The organism is Rhodococcus sp. MurmanLake-1, assembly GCF_056945715.1.
Map to the genome: position 1 here is coordinate 258,499 of NZ_JBWZNF010000002.1, position 14,989 is coordinate 273,487.

Sequence of the window (14,989 nt, forward strand, 5' to 3'; positions counted from 1 at the left end):
CGGGCCAGCACCGCATCGAAGGGATCCTCCGATGCGGTGCCAACAGGCCGTGGGGGAGTCGAATCAGTGCTTCGAGCGCTTGTGGCGGTACATCTCGGCATCGGCCGTATCCCAAGTCTCGGAAAGGCTTTGGAACATGGAAAAGTCGGCTCGGCCGATCGAACAACAGACGTCGGCATTCCGGAACGCCTTCTCCAAACACTCGACCAGGTAGTCGACGGCGCGCGGCTGTGTATCGGGCAGAGCGATTCCGAACTCGTCTCCGCCCAACCGTGAAACCACCGCACCAGGGTGCGCGCATGCTGCCAAGATATTGCCGGCCCGTTGAACATATTCGTCACCCGCGGCGTGACCGAGTTCGTCGTTGATGGTCTTCATGCCGTCCAGATCGACGATGATGATAGATCCCGGATCGGCGAATTGGCGGTACCGAGTTTGCTCGGCCTCGAGGATGCGGTTCCACCCGCGCCGATTGAGAAGACCTGTCAACGGGTCGGTCTCGGCATCGAGTTGCGCAGTTTCGGCCAGTCGCACTGACTGCGCGCGCTGATAGTCGACATCGAGAATCGTTCCGAGGAGTCGGCACAGGAGAGTGAGGAGGGCCAGGTTGTCCTCGAGTACGGAGTCGCCCGTAATCGGGTCGGCGCCACACAGAGTGCCGAAGAGACTGCCGTCGTTGTGAAGGATTGGGATGCTGACGTATGCGCCTATGCCTTCCCACCTGTCATCTCGGGAAAGTGCAGGTACGAGTGCGCGATTCGATGAGACTGGCGGCGCATTTCCGAGGACTACCTCGCTGCACATGGTGTTTTGCCAAGTCCGGGTCTCGCCGACTTCGATGTGAAGTGGGTTGGGTGAGACGGTGAGAAAGATTTGATTCGACCCGTCGAACCGCGTGATCGACCACAGTGCCAGCGGAAGATATTCGTCGAGGTAGGACACGACCGAGCGACTTGCGTCGTCGAAATTCGTCAGTGGTGGCAGGAGTGGCAGCATCGGGATGGTGCGCGCCTGGCCGTGCGGCATTTGGTGACCTCCTGATCGACCCCAAGATTCTGTCGATGTTCAGGCTCTTGGTCCCGCGTGCGACAAATCTTCCACGAACAGTCTGCCTCGAGAATCCTGGCGATTGCTGAAAGTGTGCTGTGATTCTTCCGACCGCGGGGCCGTTGATTCTTTGGTGGCCCGCTAATCTTCCGGTATGGAGCTGGCGCGTGGAGCGAACACAGTCGTTGACGGAACTTCGCTGAAGGTGGCGGTGAACGGTAGCGCCCCGGGCACGGTGGACCTGATGGTGTTCCAGCTCGACGAACGGAACAAGGTGCGGAACGACGCAGATTTTGTCTTCTTCAATCAGCCGGTGTCGCCCGAAGGTGCGGTGCGCTTGGAGTCCGGCGGCGTCATCGAAATCGACATTGCGAGGTTGCCCGCCGACATCCACCAGCTGAGTGTTGCCGTGGCGCTTGATGCGGCGGCAAACGGAACCCTTTCTGCTGTCGGGGGCCTTGGTGTCGTGGTGGAGCAGGCTGGTTCCACCGCTATCGTGGCTCAGGCTTTGGGTTTGACGAGTGAGAGGGCAGCGGTCCTCGTCGAGATCTATCGCCGCGGCACGGACTGGAAGGTTCGGAATGTTTCGGCGGGTTGGGACAGTGGATTGGCAGATCTGGTCACTGCATTCGGAGTCTCGGTCGACGAGGAACCGCAGAGCCGACCCGACTCGGCTGAATCGGCAGATGGCATTCGGACCGTGCCCGACGAAGCCAAACTCTCGATGGTGAAGCGGGAAAAACTGGACCTCCGAAAGCGCGAAGTGGCCAAGGTCCTGCTGACCAAGGGTGGCAACGGAATTCGGGCGCGAGTGGTCCTGGTGATCGACAAAACCGGAAGTATGGCCAAGCAGTACCGCACCAGAGTGGTGCATCGTGTTGTCGAACGCATGGTTCCCGTTGCGATCCAGCTCGACGACGACGGCAAGCTGGAGCCGTACTTGTATGCAGTCAGCTTCGTCAAGCTTCCCGAGATCTCTGTCCATGACGCGGAAGAGTGGTCGGATACCTACCTGCACTTGCGCGGCTCGCACGGCGGATTCAACTATGACAAGATCGGCGCCGCAAATCGTGAAGTGCCGATCATGACTGAGATTCTTTCCGGCCTGACACGTGGTTCGGCGCCGACGCTCGTCCTGTTCTTCACTGACGGTGGCTTCAGCGAGCGCAAGGAAATCACGAAGTTGATGCGCGAAGCGTCTGGGCTCCCGGCCTTTTGGCAGTTCGTCGGAATCGGCAAGGCCAACTACGGAGTGCTGGAGAAGCTCGACGACCTCGACGGCAGGGTGGTCGACAATGCCGGATTCTTCGCGCTGGACGACATCGACACCGTCGACGACGCCCAGTTGTACACCCGTTTGCTGAGTGAATTCCCGGATTGGCACAAGGCAGCTGTGGCCGCGGGCATCACGACGCCGTGATTTATCTGGTCGAAACCAACTGTGGTGCATTCTCTTTCAAGAATTCGTCGATGTGCGCCCAGGTGGAGTCTCTCGCGGTGGGGCCGGCAACGAGCCCGAGGTGACTTCCCGGCGCCTTCTCGAACCGGACCGACGGCGCTCCGGTGAGGACCGACGTGATCGCTTCCACCGAAGCGATGGGTGCAATCACGTCAGTGGTGCCGCCGACCGCGAGAACGGGAACGCTCAGAGCTGACAGTTTGATCTCGCGCCCGGCAAGCGTGACAGCGTCGTTGTAGAGATTGTTGCCGAGCATGAGTTGCTCGCAGATCTGCTGAAATGCCTTGCCCGGGTATCCAGGCATGGCTGCCATGAACTTGTCTATCGATTCCATACGAGCCAGGGTCTCGGTGTTGTGAAGATTGCGGACGATGAACCATGGCTTGAGGACTTCGCGCTGCAACGCCGTCACCTTGTAACTCGCCTGAACGAGTGGAGCAGGTAGTCCGCCGACCAGATTGGTCGCGGAGGTGAGCGGGGTGTCGCCCGTGTATTTGCCGATCAACCTCAACGGGCTGATTGCGGGAATCTTCGTGTAGTCGATTGGCGTGCCGATTGCCGTGATCGATGCGATCGGAAGGTCGGAGTGAGCGGAGCCCGTGAGCAGAGACATGGTCCCGCCGAGGCTCCACCCGATCAGCGAAACAGGTGCGCCGTCATGTAGGTCCGAGATCGTACGGATCGCTTCCGGGATGATGTCGTCGACCCAGGCCTCGAAACCCATTCCGCGGTCGGAGTACCGCATGGTCCCGTAGTCGAGGAGGTAGGGCGTGTTTGCGCCATCCAGTAGGTGTGCGGCGAGGCTCTGGCCTGCACGAAGGTCGTAGCAGTCGGCTGAAACCGCGAGGGGAGGTACGAGGAGGACCGGATTGCCTCTGGGCGTCCACAATGCGCCGAAGCGATACAGATCGCGGTGTGGACCTTCGCTGATCAGTACCGACGGCGTGCGTTCGGCCTTCTCGACACCGTCGCCGAACGAGAGTCCCCATGCATTGCGCGCTGCGGTGTCCAGCGTCGGACGCCACGTCGCGATCAAACCACTGATATCGAGCACTGGTTCCCCTTGGAGTCGAATCGGCGGACGGCCGAGTCGGCCGCGCTCGGTGTATGTTACCTGCCTTCACATACATCGATCTCGGGGGTGCAAAAACCCAGCTCGGCAACGGAGCCACCGTGCCGAGCTGGGCTGATCGGGATGATGCGGCAGTGATCAGGCGGGGACGATCAAGCCGGTCGAGGCTGTGGCCGCCGCGTATCGCTGTGCAACGTCTTCCCAGTTGATGACGTTCCAGTAAGCCTTTACGTAATCGGCCTTGACGTTCTTGTACTGCAGGTAGAAAGCGTGCTCCCACATGTCGAGCATGAGCAGCGGAACGATACCGATGCTGATGTTGCCCTGCTGGTCGGTGAGTTGCTCGATGACCAGGCGCTGCCCGACCGTGTCGTAGGCCAGTACCGCCCAGCCGGACCCCTGCAAAGTCGTTGCTACAGCGGAGAAGTGGTTGACGAATGCGTCGAAGGTACCGAAGTGCTCGTCGATCGCGGCTGCCAACTCGCCTTCTGGTCGCTCACCGCCGTTGGGGGAGAGGTTCTTCCAGAAGATCGAGTGATTGGTGTGGCCGCCGAGGTGGAAGGCGAGGTTCTTACTGAGCAGCGGCGCCTTCGCGGTGATCGTGCCGTCTTCGCGTGCAGCAGCCAACTGCTCGATTGCGCTGTTGGCGCCCGCCACGTACGTGGCGTGGTGCTTGCTGTGGTGCAGTTCCATGATCTCGCCGGAGATGTGCGGTTCGAGTGCGGCGTAGTCGTAGTCCAGCTCGGGGAGAACGTATTCAGTCATGTGACATGCCTTCCTTTGAGGAAATGTTGTGAGACGAGAGATTTCGATAGGTTCGATCGTGATAGACGAGCGGCGCTGACACGTGCTGCGGATCGATGACGTCGACGACGCGCGCGGTGACAATCACTGCGGAGCCACACGTCGTGGCATTCAAGGGAACCGCCCGCAAGGCGTGGCCCGTGCCGTGCAGGAATGGTTCACCCGTCGACAGAAACGACCAGCGCATGTCGTCTCCGAAGCGCACAGCGCCGCGGGTCGCGAACGTGGCCGCCAGTCGCTCGTTTGCCGAATTTGCCAGGTGAACAACAAAACTGCTTGCGGAAGCAATGACGCTCGCAGAACCACGCAACGACTGCAGTGAGAACGCCAGAACTGCCGGATCGGCGCTGATCGAGATCACCGAAGACGACGTGATGCCGGCCGGGCCGTCATCGCCCGTCGCGGTGATGATCGAGACGCCGGCGGGATGATTTCGGAATGCCTCGACGAATGCGCTTCGGATGGACGGCGCCGAATCAACAGCGACGTCCGAAACAGGTTGGGTGCCAACCAGTTTTGTCGTCACACTTAGCACCTCTTCTGACTCGGGTTTTGCTGTCGTTGCACTCTCTTGTGCAATACCGACGTTAAAACCTCGAGTGCAGTTGAGGTCAAGGTGCTGTGGCGGACCTCACCGTCCGAGCTTGGCTGCCAGACGTTCCATGTATCCGACCACCTCTTCGGGGCTCTTGTCCGGAGTGCCGAACATCGCCTCCGTGACACCGATATCTGCCCAGTGGGCGAGCTTCTCCGGATCGGGTTTGCCTGCCAGGACGGTTATTTCAGGCTCGCCGACTCTACCTGCTTCGGCCCATATCTTTCGGAGCAGTTCCACGTTTCCGTCGATCTCCTGCTCGATCGGTGTGGTGATCCACCCGTCGGCAGACTTTGCGATCCACTTGAAAGTCTTCTCGTTGCCGCCGCCGCCCAACAAGATGGGAGGACGGGGCTTCTGAACGGGCTTGGGCCAGGCCCAACTAGGCCCGTACTTCACGAATTGGCCGTCGTACGAAGCTTCTTCCTTCGACCACAGTTCACCCATGGCTTCGAGATACTCCCGGAGTGCGGTCCGGCGTTTGTTGGGCGGTACGCCGTGGTCGGCGAGTTCCTCTGCATTCCAGCCGAATCCGACTCCGAAAACCACGCGTCCGTCGGAAAGATGGTCCAGCGATGCGATGGTTTTCGCGAGAGTGATCGGATCGTGTTCGAGGGGGAGGGCCACCGAGGTGCCCAATCGGATGGTGCTCGTGACCGACGCGGCGGTGCCGAGGGCAACCCAGGGGTCGAGTGTGCGCATGTAACGGTCGTCGGGCAATTCTGCCGACTGGGTTCCGGGGTGATCGGAATCCCTCGATACGGGGATGTGAGTGTGCTCCGGAACGTAGAAGGCGTCGAATCCATTCGCCTCCGCAGCCTTTGCTGCATCGGCAGGGCGGATGCCGCGATCACTGGTGAACAGGCTGAGTCCGTAGCGCACTGGTTCTCCTTCGATGGTCCGTCGAAAAACTGTAACCTGTTGCATCTTCGTTCGGATAGGTTTCCAGCCCAGTAAATCGATTGCCGACGTGACCGGGGGCGTGGTGAACTCGGGCGGAGTTGTTGTGGGCCGAGAGGTGGATGCAGTAGAGATGGACGCAGTGGAGATGAATCGGTTGTCGTGGAATGCGGCGACCGTCGCTCACAACAGTCACAAAGGTGACCAAGCACAGTTCTTTCGCAACGGCGGGTCGACCTTGTTTCCGGAAGAAGTGGCGCTGCTCGGCGAGATCGACGGCTCCTCGATTCTTCATCTGCAGTGCAATTCCGGTCAGGATTCGCTGAGTTTGGCTGCTCTCGGTGCCGCGGTGACCGGCGTCGACATCTCGGATTCTGCGATCGACTTCGCGCGAACGTTGTCTGCGGAATCCGGCATTGCCGCCGATTTCGAGCGAGCGGATGTATCTGCGTGGCTCCGAGATGCCGGCGCTACCGGGAGGAAGTTCGATCGAGTCTTCTCTTCGTACGGAACGGTGATCTGGTTACCCGATCTCGACGAGTGGGCCGAGGGGATTGCCGGTGTTCTGGCGCCGAACGGTCGATTCGTTCTGGTGGAGTTTCATCCGTTTGCCATGTGTTTCGACGAGAAGTGGTCGCTGACATACCCGTACGGAGGCGGGACTCCCGTGACCGAACCCGGTGGCGTTGGCGACTACGTGGCAGATTCAGCCGATCTCGTCTTGCCGGGCGCTCAGGGAGACGGAGTCGAGAACTTCGAAAATCCCTTCCCTTCATGTGAATTCAACTGGTCCATTGCCGAGGTGCTCGGCGCCCTGCGGCGTGCCGGATTGACGCTCGAGTCCTTCGACGAGTACCCGTACGCCAACGGTTGGCAAGGATTCGAGGAGATGGCAGAACTCGGCGGCAAGCGTTGGGGAGTCCCGGCCGGACGACCAGAGATACCGCTGATGTATTCGCTGTCTGTTCGCTTGGCCGACTGACGCCTATTTCCCCCGCATTTGCGGGTAATTGCAGACACAGGTAGTAATTACCCCCATGCCCACGACGCCACTGACACGACGCATCGCCGTCGACCTGTGCCGTCTTGGTGCCAACTGCTGTTGCTGTTGATTCCTTCCGACTCTCCTGAGTGAGAATGGCGCCGCTCTGTGTGCCTTCGCCCCTGCATATGCGCTCGTTGCTGCATGTGTGCCGGAATTTTCCGTACGTCGAGGAAGAACAGCGATGTCGACTCCTGTCGAAGCAATAGAACCAACACCAGTCGCGGAACCGAACCGTGAACCGCGTCGGCGGTGGACTTCGAGTGTGACCACTGTCGGACTGCCGGTGCTTTCCGTGATCGCATTCTTGGCCTTGTGGCAGGTCGCCGCGGCGAGCGGCACCTGGAGTGAGACCTTCGTGCCGTTTCCGAGCACGGTCTGGCATGCCTTCGTCAACACGATGACCACGCACGACGGAGTGCGCGGCTACCAGGGGTATTTGCTCTGGGAGCACCTCTACATGACGCTGCGACGGGTGCTGGTCGGTGTGATCATCGGCGTCGGATTGGGCGTGATCCTAGGTTTGGCAATGGGATCGGTGACATGGCTGCGGAGCCTGCTCGAACCGTGGTTGACCTTCCTGCGGGCACTGCCGCCCTTGGCGTACTTCTTCCTGCTGGTGATCTGGCTGGGAATCGACGAGGCGCCGAAGATCACGCTTCTGGCGTTGGCTGCGCTACCGCCGGCAGCAGTGGCCACCACAGGTGCTGTTGTCGCGGCACCCGTCGGGCTGGTCGAAGCTGCCAGGGCGCTGGGAGCCTCACGGGCACAAGTGATCCGAGACGTGGTTGTCCCGTCGGCGCTGCCTGAAACTTTCACGGGCATTCGCTTGTCGGTGGGTATGGCGTACTCGTCAGTTGTTGCGGCCGAATTGTTCAACGGCATCCCCGGAATCGGCGGAATGGTCAAGGATGCAAGCAATTACAACAACACTCCGGTAGTGCTGGTGGGGATCTTCGCCATCGGATTCTCCGGTTTGATCATCGACGGACTGTTGCGGGCTGCTGAGCGCCGCGCCGTTCCCTGGAGGGGAAAAGTATGACCGACAATAAGAAATATGGCAGCATTTCCGAGCCCAGCGGCAATCTGAAGCGCAACAGCAATCCGAACCGCAACGAGGGAAGGGCTTCCCGGACGGCGTTCACGGTGCTGATCGGCGTTCTTGCCCTTGTGCTCGGTGCGTGCTCGGTGGATCATTCGGGCCAGGATTCGTCCAAGGAAACGATCCGTATCGCTTACCAGTCGTTCCCGAGCGGCGACTTGATAGTCAAGAACAATCGCTGGCTCGAAGACGCATTGCCCGAGTACAACGTGAAGTGGACGAAGTTCGATTCGGGAGCCGACATCAACACCGCCTTCATCGCCGGTGAAATCGATTTCGGCGCAATCGGTTCGAGTCCGGTTGCTCGTGGCCTCTCGGCACCGCTGAACATTCCGTACCAGGTCGCGTTTGTTCTCGACGTGGCCGGCGACAACGAAGCCTTGGTGGCGCGCAAAGCAACCGGAATCAAGACCGTCGCAGATCTGCGTGGCAAGAAAGTGGCCACGGCATTCGCCTCGACCGCGCACTACAGTCTGCTGGCAGCACTGAACCAGGCCGGACTCAGTGCTGACGACGTCCAGTTGGTGGATCTCCAGCCGCAAGCATCCCTCGCTGCCTGGCAGCGAGGTGACATCGATGCCGTCTACACCTGGTTGCCCACGCTCGACGAACTCCGTAAGGACGGAACACAGTTGATCGCCAGCCGCGAGCTCGCGACGGCTGGAAAGCCGACACTCGATCTTGGTGTGGTGTCGACCGCGTTTGCCAAGGATCACCCCGAGGTCGTCGATACCTGGCGGAAGGTTCAGGCCCGCGCGCTCACGACGATCGCCACGGACCCGGACGCGGCAGCGGAAGCTGTTGCCGCGCAATTGGGCGCCTCGAAGGAAGACGCGGCAGCGCAGCTGAAGCAGGGAGTGTTCCTCACTCCCGAGCAGATCTCCTCGCCGGAATGGCTGGGCACCGAAGGCGCTCCCGGGAATCTGGCAGTGAACCTGCAGAGTGCAGCGCAATTCCTGGCCGAGCAGAAGCAGATCGACAGTGTGCCTGATCTGGCGGTCTTTCAGAATGCTCTCTATGTGAAGGGGCTTCCCGATGTCCTTGACCAGTAGCGAGACCGCACAGCAGGCCGCGGGAGGATTCGCTGCCGACCGCCCGGGCGCGATCCGAATCGACACCGTCTCGCACAAGTACGGCCACGGTCGAGAGTCCGTCACGGCACTCGGGCCGGTATCGATCGACGTCGCCCCTGGTGAGTTTCTGGTCCTCGTCGGAGCCTCGGGTTGCGGCAAGAGCACGTTGCTGCGGCTGATTGCGGGTTTCGAAAATCCTTCCAGTGGAACAGTTCAGGTATCAGGATCCGACCCGATTCCCGGGTCGAGTGCCGGCGTGGTGTTTCAGCAACCACGACTGTTTCCGTGGAAATCGGTGGGCGGCAACATCGATCTGGCACTCAAATATGCCGGGGTGACGAAGAGCGAACGCGGGCGAAGGCGCGACGAGCTTCTCGACCGCGTCGGTCTGGGCGGCACAGCGGACCGGCGTATCTGGGAAATATCCGGCGGGCAGCAGCAGCGGGTGGCAATTGCCCGGGCCTTGGCGGCCGAAACGTCGTTGCTGTTGCTGGACGAGCCCTTTGCCGCATTGGACGCCCTCACTCGCGAGCGTCTGCAGGAGGACCTCCGCAGTGTCAGTGCCGAATCGGGGCGAACAAGTGTCTTCGTCACTCACAGTGCCGACGAGGCGGCCTTTCTCGGCTCCCGCGTCGTAGTTCTGACAAGCCGGCCCGGCAAGGTCGCGCTGGACCTGAAAATCGATCTGCCACGAACCGGCGTCGATCCCGACGATCTCCGAGGCTCACCCGAATACGCGGCATTTCGAGCCGAAGTCGGCCATGCGGTCAAGGTTGCTGCTGCAGCGTAGGTACCCTGCGCGTCGACTACCAGGTGGCCGCGTCGATAATAGGAAGGAGAACGTGCAGGACACGACGAACAAGGAGTGGTCATGGCAACTGAGGTGGAGTCCGGTGACCTCGTGCAGGCAGCCGGCCATGCGGGTCCGTGGACGGTAGTCGAAGTTCGCCAGGGCATGGCGTTGCTCGAACACAGTGACGGGCACAGGTTGTCGCGTCGAACGACGACGTTGACCGTCGTCCGCAAGGGCTCGGGCAAGAAGACGACGGCGGTCGACGACGGGAAAGACGAAAACGGGTCGCCTACCCTGTTCGACTGACCTTCTGTCAGCCCGAGACGGCGTCAGCTGGAGAAGACGTCGTCGACGCGTTTGTCGAAGTACTCGGCGATTCGGAACGCCAGCGACAGACGCGGGTCGAAGTGGCCCTTCTCGATCGAGATGACGGTTTGGCGCGTGATTCCGAGTGCGTCGGCGCACGCTTGCTGTGACAATCCGGCTGCCGTACGAAGTTCTTGAAGGTTGTTGCGCATCAGATCTCGATCGTGGGGGCGCGGTCCCTCGACACCGCCCAGTACCGAATTCCGAAGTCGACCAGGCCGAGGGCAGTGAAGATCAGGAGCGGCAGTTCGGGAGCGCCGAAGACATTGTGCGCGATCAGCGCGATTCCCATGGCAGTGATCAAGTCTGTGAACGCGCCGAATCCGGCCTTGCGACTCCATTCTGTTTCGACGGTGTCCTCGGGATAGGCGGGAGCCTTGTTCTTTTCCGATGGGAAAAGGGCCCATACCGATCCGATGCAAGCCGGCGCCATGACGATTGCGAAGACGACGAAGGTCAACGTCTTCTGGTCGCCGGCGGTCAGTGCTGCGAAAAAGCCGAGGGTCAGCGTTACTGCGACGCCGATGCCGATAACCAGGCTCCACCGTGCCGTGGTGCTCATGAAGCCTCCCGGATGTAAGAGTTCTTTGACAGGGTTGAGCGTAGATTCACGCACGCCGTATGTCAAAGAACTCTTACATCGCGCTCCGGGTCACGCGATTCCGAAAGGCGCTGCGTATGAAAACTTCCCCGTCTGATCAGCGCGATGTGTGGTGAGCGTTCTGATCTGAAAGTGAGCGCCCCACTCAGCTTCCGGAGACTCCACTCCGACGTCCGTGCTGGTGACGAATCCGAACCGCGGGTAGTACTCGGTGCTGCCCAAGAGTGCGATCAGCGGCACGTCCAGGGCGTCGCACGCGCCGACCACCGCGTGCATCAGTGCCGAACCAACCCCGCTGCGCTGGTTACCCGGGGTGACAGCCAGCGGGCCGAGGCCAACAGCCTCCACGGGACCGACCCATCCGCGTGTCCCGATCACGAAGCCGACGATCTCACCGCCGGCTACGGCGACCAGCGACAACTTCGGTAAGTAGTCGTCCGAGGCGAAGAGTTGGCGTGTCAGTTCGATCTCGTAGGGAGTCTCGCCGGGCGGTGCCTGGTCGGCAAACGCCGCCCCGAGCAGTGAATAGATGGCGTCACGGTCGGAAGAAGTTTCGCGGCGGATGTACATGGCCACGAAACTACCCGGTTCACTTCGGATTGTGCTCCCCGTTTTCGGCCTGACGTGCCACTCGCTTTTCGTAGTCCGCACGCCCGTTCGGATCTACCGATGTCAGTGCGCGGCGATCGTCGATCACCCGGCGGCCGATGTTGATGATCCATTCGGGGACCAGTGCGTCGACGAGATCCCAGCCCGCAAGGTAACGGGGAACTGCAGTTTCGGCTCGCCGATGCGCGACCGTGTCGACGACGGCCTTGGCCACTACCTCGGGCTCAACCGTCGGCATTCCCTTTCCGAGTGGCACGCCTGACGAGAGGCCGGTCCGCACCGCGCTGGGCAGGATCGCGCTGACGCTGACCCCGGAATCTGCGAATTCGACACGGGCAGAAGCCGAAAGACCCACTGCACCGAACTTGCTGGCGTTGTACACGGCCATCCCGGGTACCGGAAGTTTGCCTGCCATCGATGCGATGTTGACGACGTGCCCGCGTCGTCGATCCACCATGCCGGGCAACACGGCGCGCATCCCGTGAATAGGCCCCCAGATGTTGACGTCGAGGGTGACTCGACTGGTGGCGTCGGACTCGTCGAGGAAGCTGCCGAGCGGCATCACTCCCGCGTTGTTGACGAGAATGTCGATGTGGCCGAATTCGCCGATCACCTTGGAGACGAACACATCCCAGGAATCGCGTGAGGTGACGTCCAGCAGGTAACCGCGGGCACGTGGGCCGATGGACTCCGCTGTGTCGACGGCCGTCTCCTCGTCGAGATCGCCGACGCATACGAGTGCACCGCGAGTAGCGAACAACTTGGCTGTCGCCCGGCCGATTCCGCGGCCACCGCCCGAGATGACGACGACCGCTCCGTCGAGATCGATCGGCGGGTAGGTGGTGCCGAAGAGGCTCATGCGGTGTACTCCGGTTCCGGACTGGGGGTGGGTTCGGATGGCGTGGGTTCAGGGGGCGTGTTGTCTGACTCAGGGTTCGACGTGTGGTTGTAGGCATACGGATCGAAGTCCCGTAGCCGTCGACGCATGGCGCCGGACGACCACGGCCAGTTGAAACTGTTGCGGCCGTTGACGTCGAAGAAATAGCTTTCGCAACCACCGGCGTTGTAGACCGTGGTCCCCAATGCCTCCTGAACCTGAGAGTTGAAGGCTGCCTGAACTTCCTCTCGCACGTCGATGGTCTGCCAGCCGTGACGACGGGCGTGGCCGATTGCCTGCGCCACATAGTTCAGTTGGGCTTCCAAGATCATGAATGCCGACGTGTGCCCGGTGCCGAGGCTCGGGCCCAGCAGAATGAACGCGTTGGGGAATCCACTGACGGCGGAGCCGAAGTACGCCTGCGGGCTTCCCTGCCAATGATCGTCGAGTGATCGACCTTCTCCGTCGAATACCTTGGATGCGATGGGCATGTCGAGGATGTGGAAGCCCGTTCCGAAGATGATGGCGTCCACCTCCGCCTCCACTCCGTCGGCGCCGATCACGGTGTTACCGCGGATCTGCTCGACGGCGTTGGCATGGACGCTGACGTTGGGTTTGCCGAGGGCCGGATAGTACGAGTTCGACATGAGCAGTCGCTTGCAACCGAGGGTGTAGTCGGGAGTCAATGCCTTGCGCAGCTTCGGATCGCGTACCTGCAGGCGCAATTGGGCTGACCCGAGTTTCTGCACGATTCGCAGAATCCACGGATTACGGAATCCCAATCCGAGCGCTTCCATGATTCCGTATTCGATGCTGCGCAAGGCTTTCTGTGCTCCCGGCACGAATCGCATGACGGACCTTTCGATCCGCGGTACGTAGTGATCGGGTTTGGGAAGAACCCATTGAGCGGTTCGCTGGTAGAGGTGAAGGGCGGAGACCTGGGAAACGATGCGCGGAACGAACTGGACTGCCGAGGCTCCGGTTCCTACGACGGCGACGCGTTTTCCGGTCAGGTCGTAGTCGTGATTCCACTGCGAGGAATGAAACACCTCTCCCTCGAACGCTTCCAGTCCGGGGATCGCCGGTGTCAGGGGCTCGTTCCATGGGCCGGCAGCGGCTATCACGAAGCGAGCAGTCAGTTCGCCGCTGGAAGTTGTTATTTTCCACAGTGATTGCGACGCATCCCATCGCGCGGAGAGCATTTCGACCCCGAAGCGAACGTGTTTGTCCACTCCGTGCGTGCCCGCCGTGTTCTCGATGTATTCGTGGATCTCCGGTTGCTCCGCGAACAAGCGCGTCCAATCCGGATTGGCGGCAAAGGAGTACGAGTACAGACCGGATGGAACGTCGCAGGCGCACCCGGGATAGGTGTTGGCGCGCCAGGTTCCACCGAGGGAGTCGGCCTTCTCGAGGAGTGCGAAGTTGTCGATTCCGAGACGCTGCAGGTGGATAGCCGCGCCGATTCCGGAAATTCCACCGCCGATGATCACGACCTCGAAGTGGTCAGATTCGTTGTTCACTGAGTCTGCGCTTTCACTGGTGGGAACGAGTGGGCTGGAACGGGTGCACATCGAGTTCGCGCTTGACGCTCGCACGTGTTGTACGCAGCGATGATTCGAAGGTGGCGAGCCGTCGGCGGCCGTCCATGAAGTTGGCGCCCATCACGGCAAGGTCGTCGTCGGTGGCATCGATTCGTATGACTCTGGTACCCGCGGAGCGGACCAGTTCGATCTCCTGATCGAGCCCCTTGGACATGGCATTGCGCAGGGCACTGCGTTCGATACGGGCGGCGCCGCGCGCCGGCCTCAGGGTTCGAGAAGCCATGGGCGCCAGTACAACCAGCTCGTCCAGTTGAAGGGGGAGCAGAAGGTCTACCGAAGCCGTGGATGCGGCGCCGCCGTCGATGTACCTGACGCCGTCGATCGTCACGGGTGGAAACCAGCCGGGAATCGCCCATGACGCTCGGAGCGCTTCACCGACGGTCACTTTCGGAGCCCCCTGTGCCCCGAATGCGACCCGTCGCCCCGTTCTGTAGTCCATGGATACCATGTACGCGTTCGGATGTGGGAGCCACGAATCGCCCGGAGCAAGTGATTCGGCGAGCGTAGTGAGCCAGGACGGGTCGCCGCCACCAACCGGTGCGATGCCGCTCATCCGGCTCAGAACCGGAAGGTCTCGACGCGTGAGGAGTCGTGGATTGCCGACGCCCAGTCTCGGAAGTGGCGGGAGCTTTCCGGGCGCCGACGCGATGTGGGTGAGGAGCTCGGGGCGTGCGGCGGCGTTGCCGAGTTGCATGGCAACCAACTCGTCGACACCGACTCCGCTGCCGAGCATCGTCACGAACTCGGCGCCGGCGGACGTCCCGATGATGGCTGTGGCTTCCCGTGGGTCCCAGTCGAGTGCATCCCGGACCGAGGCGAGCGCGGCAACAGTCCAGGCAAAACCGAGAGTGCCGCCGCAGCCGATGGCCAAGCCGCGTCTCGGTGCGCTGTTTTGGCGCACGGTGGTACCGGTCACATCTGAAGTCATGTTTCGGAGACTATCAGTATCCGAATAACGTTGGTACCCCAAAATTGGTTTCAGTACTCCACTCGACGACCGTCCGCGGTATTCGGCTACCGTGGGAATCTCGATACCGAGGACCACTGG

Annotated in this window: 17 protein-coding genes; 6 read left to right on the forward strand and 11 right to left on the reverse strand. The window is 61.3% G+C overall.

From position 1 onward, the window contains the following. Nucleotides 1–63: 63 nt before the first annotated feature. Nucleotides 64–1,026, reverse strand: coding sequence for a GGDEF domain-containing protein (locus tag AC2ETI_RS07550; protein ID WP_400819002.1), 963 nt, complete (start codon nucleotides 1,024–1,026; stop codon nucleotides 64–66). Nucleotides 1,027–1,201: 175 nt separating this feature from the next. Here AC2ETI_RS07550 and AC2ETI_RS07555 point away from each other — a divergent pair, with 175 nt between their 5' ends. Then, nucleotides 1,202–2,467, forward strand: coding sequence for a vWA domain-containing protein (locus AC2ETI_RS07555; RefSeq protein WP_019745139.1), 1,266 nt, complete (start codon nucleotides 1,202–1,204; stop codon nucleotides 2,465–2,467). Between the two features lies 1 nt (nucleotide 2,468). Here AC2ETI_RS07555 and AC2ETI_RS07560 read toward each other — a convergent pair whose 3' ends face one another. The 4 genes from AC2ETI_RS07560 to AC2ETI_RS07575 form a co-directional block, all read right to left on the reverse strand. Continuing rightward, nucleotides 2,469–3,560, reverse strand: a complete 1,092-nt coding sequence (locus AC2ETI_RS07560) for an alpha/beta fold hydrolase (protein ID WP_400819005.1) — start codon at nucleotides 3,558–3,560, stop codon at nucleotides 2,469–2,471. A gap of 156 nt (nucleotides 3,561–3,716) precedes the next feature. After that, complete coding sequence (locus tag AC2ETI_RS07565) at nucleotides 3,717–4,343, reverse strand: superoxide dismutase (RefSeq protein ID WP_042952832.1); 627 nt, start codon at nucleotides 4,341–4,343, stop codon at nucleotides 3,717–3,719. Next, complete coding sequence (locus tag AC2ETI_RS07570; RefSeq protein ID WP_021332083.1) at nucleotides 4,336–4,908, reverse strand: flavin reductase; 573 nt, start codon at nucleotides 4,906–4,908, stop codon at nucleotides 4,336–4,338. Before AC2ETI_RS07570 ends, AC2ETI_RS07565 begins: the two co-directional genes overlap by 8 nt. A gap of 105 nt (nucleotides 4,909–5,013) precedes the next feature. Further along, the gene (locus tag AC2ETI_RS07575; RefSeq protein WP_020908963.1) at nucleotides 5,014–5,859 is read right to left on the reverse strand and encodes an LLM class F420-dependent oxidoreductase; all 846 of its coding nucleotides are present in this window, start codon (nucleotides 5,857–5,859) and stop codon (nucleotides 5,014–5,016) included. Between the two features lie 88 nt (nucleotides 5,860–5,947). Between AC2ETI_RS07575 and AC2ETI_RS07580 the strand changes: the two genes are divergently transcribed. The 5 genes from AC2ETI_RS07580 (at nucleotide 5,948) to AC2ETI_RS07600 (ending at nucleotide 10,193) form a co-directional block, all read left to right on the forward strand. Then, on the forward strand, nucleotides 5,948–6,859 hold the full coding sequence (locus AC2ETI_RS07580) for a class I SAM-dependent methyltransferase (protein WP_037136748.1): 912 nt from the start codon (nucleotides 5,948–5,950) through the stop codon (nucleotides 6,857–6,859). A gap of 244 nt (nucleotides 6,860–7,103) precedes the next feature. Beyond that, nucleotides 7,104–7,961, forward strand: a complete 858-nt coding sequence (locus tag AC2ETI_RS07585; protein WP_483633740.1) for an ABC transporter permease — start codon at nucleotides 7,104–7,106, stop codon at nucleotides 7,959–7,961. Continuing rightward, the gene (locus AC2ETI_RS07590) at nucleotides 7,958–9,073 is read left to right on the forward strand and encodes a taurine ABC transporter substrate-binding protein (RefSeq protein WP_483633741.1); all 1,116 of its coding nucleotides are present in this window, start codon (nucleotides 7,958–7,960) and stop codon (nucleotides 9,071–9,073) included. The genes AC2ETI_RS07585 and AC2ETI_RS07590 overlap by 4 nt, the downstream gene beginning before the upstream one ends. Further along, complete coding sequence (locus AC2ETI_RS07595; RefSeq protein ID WP_019745131.1) at nucleotides 9,057–9,884, forward strand: ABC transporter ATP-binding protein; 828 nt, start codon at nucleotides 9,057–9,059, stop codon at nucleotides 9,882–9,884. Before AC2ETI_RS07590 ends, AC2ETI_RS07595 begins: the two co-directional genes overlap by 17 nt. Nucleotides 9,885–9,965: 81 nt before the next feature. Next, nucleotides 9,966–10,193 (forward strand): hypothetical protein, encoded by a 228-nt coding sequence (locus tag AC2ETI_RS07600; RefSeq protein ID WP_021345436.1) that lies wholly within the window; start codon nucleotides 9,966–9,968, stop codon nucleotides 10,191–10,193. A gap of 23 nt (nucleotides 10,194–10,216) precedes the next feature. Here AC2ETI_RS07600 and AC2ETI_RS07605 read toward each other — a convergent pair whose 3' ends face one another. The 6 genes from AC2ETI_RS07605 to AC2ETI_RS07630 all read right to left on the reverse strand — a co-directional run bounded on the left by AC2ETI_RS07605 (nucleotide 10,217) and on the right by AC2ETI_RS07630 (nucleotide 14,869). After that, nucleotides 10,217–10,405 (reverse strand): helix-turn-helix transcriptional regulator, encoded by a 189-nt coding sequence (locus AC2ETI_RS07605; protein WP_019745129.1) that lies wholly within the window; start codon nucleotides 10,403–10,405, stop codon nucleotides 10,217–10,219. Then, nucleotides 10,405–10,815: a hypothetical protein gene (locus AC2ETI_RS07610; protein ID WP_020970646.1), complete on the reverse strand. Its 411-nt coding sequence runs from the start codon at nucleotides 10,813–10,815 to the stop codon at nucleotides 10,405–10,407. The genes AC2ETI_RS07605 and AC2ETI_RS07610 overlap by 1 nt, the downstream gene beginning before the upstream one ends. A gap of 90 nt (nucleotides 10,816–10,905) precedes the next feature. Next, nucleotides 10,906–11,424: a GNAT family N-acetyltransferase gene (locus tag AC2ETI_RS07615; protein WP_020908958.1), complete on the reverse strand. Its 519-nt coding sequence runs from the start codon at nucleotides 11,422–11,424 to the stop codon at nucleotides 10,906–10,908. A gap of 19 nt (nucleotides 11,425–11,443) precedes the next feature. Next, nucleotides 11,444–12,322 (reverse strand): SDR family oxidoreductase, encoded by an 879-nt coding sequence (locus tag AC2ETI_RS07620; RefSeq protein ID WP_483633742.1) that lies wholly within the window; start codon nucleotides 12,320–12,322, stop codon nucleotides 11,444–11,446. After that, nucleotides 12,319–13,860 carry a flavin-containing monooxygenase gene (locus AC2ETI_RS07625; RefSeq protein WP_483633743.1) on the reverse strand — a complete coding sequence of 514 codons (1,542 nt, stop codon included), beginning with the start codon at nucleotides 13,858–13,860 and terminating at the stop codon, nucleotides 12,319–12,321. The genes AC2ETI_RS07620 and AC2ETI_RS07625 overlap by 4 nt, the downstream gene beginning before the upstream one ends. A 13-nt stretch (nucleotides 13,861–13,873) precedes the next feature. Next, entirely contained in the window at nucleotides 13,874–14,869 is a 996-nt protein-coding gene (locus AC2ETI_RS07630; protein ID WP_047889620.1) for a patatin-like phospholipase family protein, read from the reverse strand. Nucleotides 14,870–14,989 lie beyond the last annotated feature (120 nt).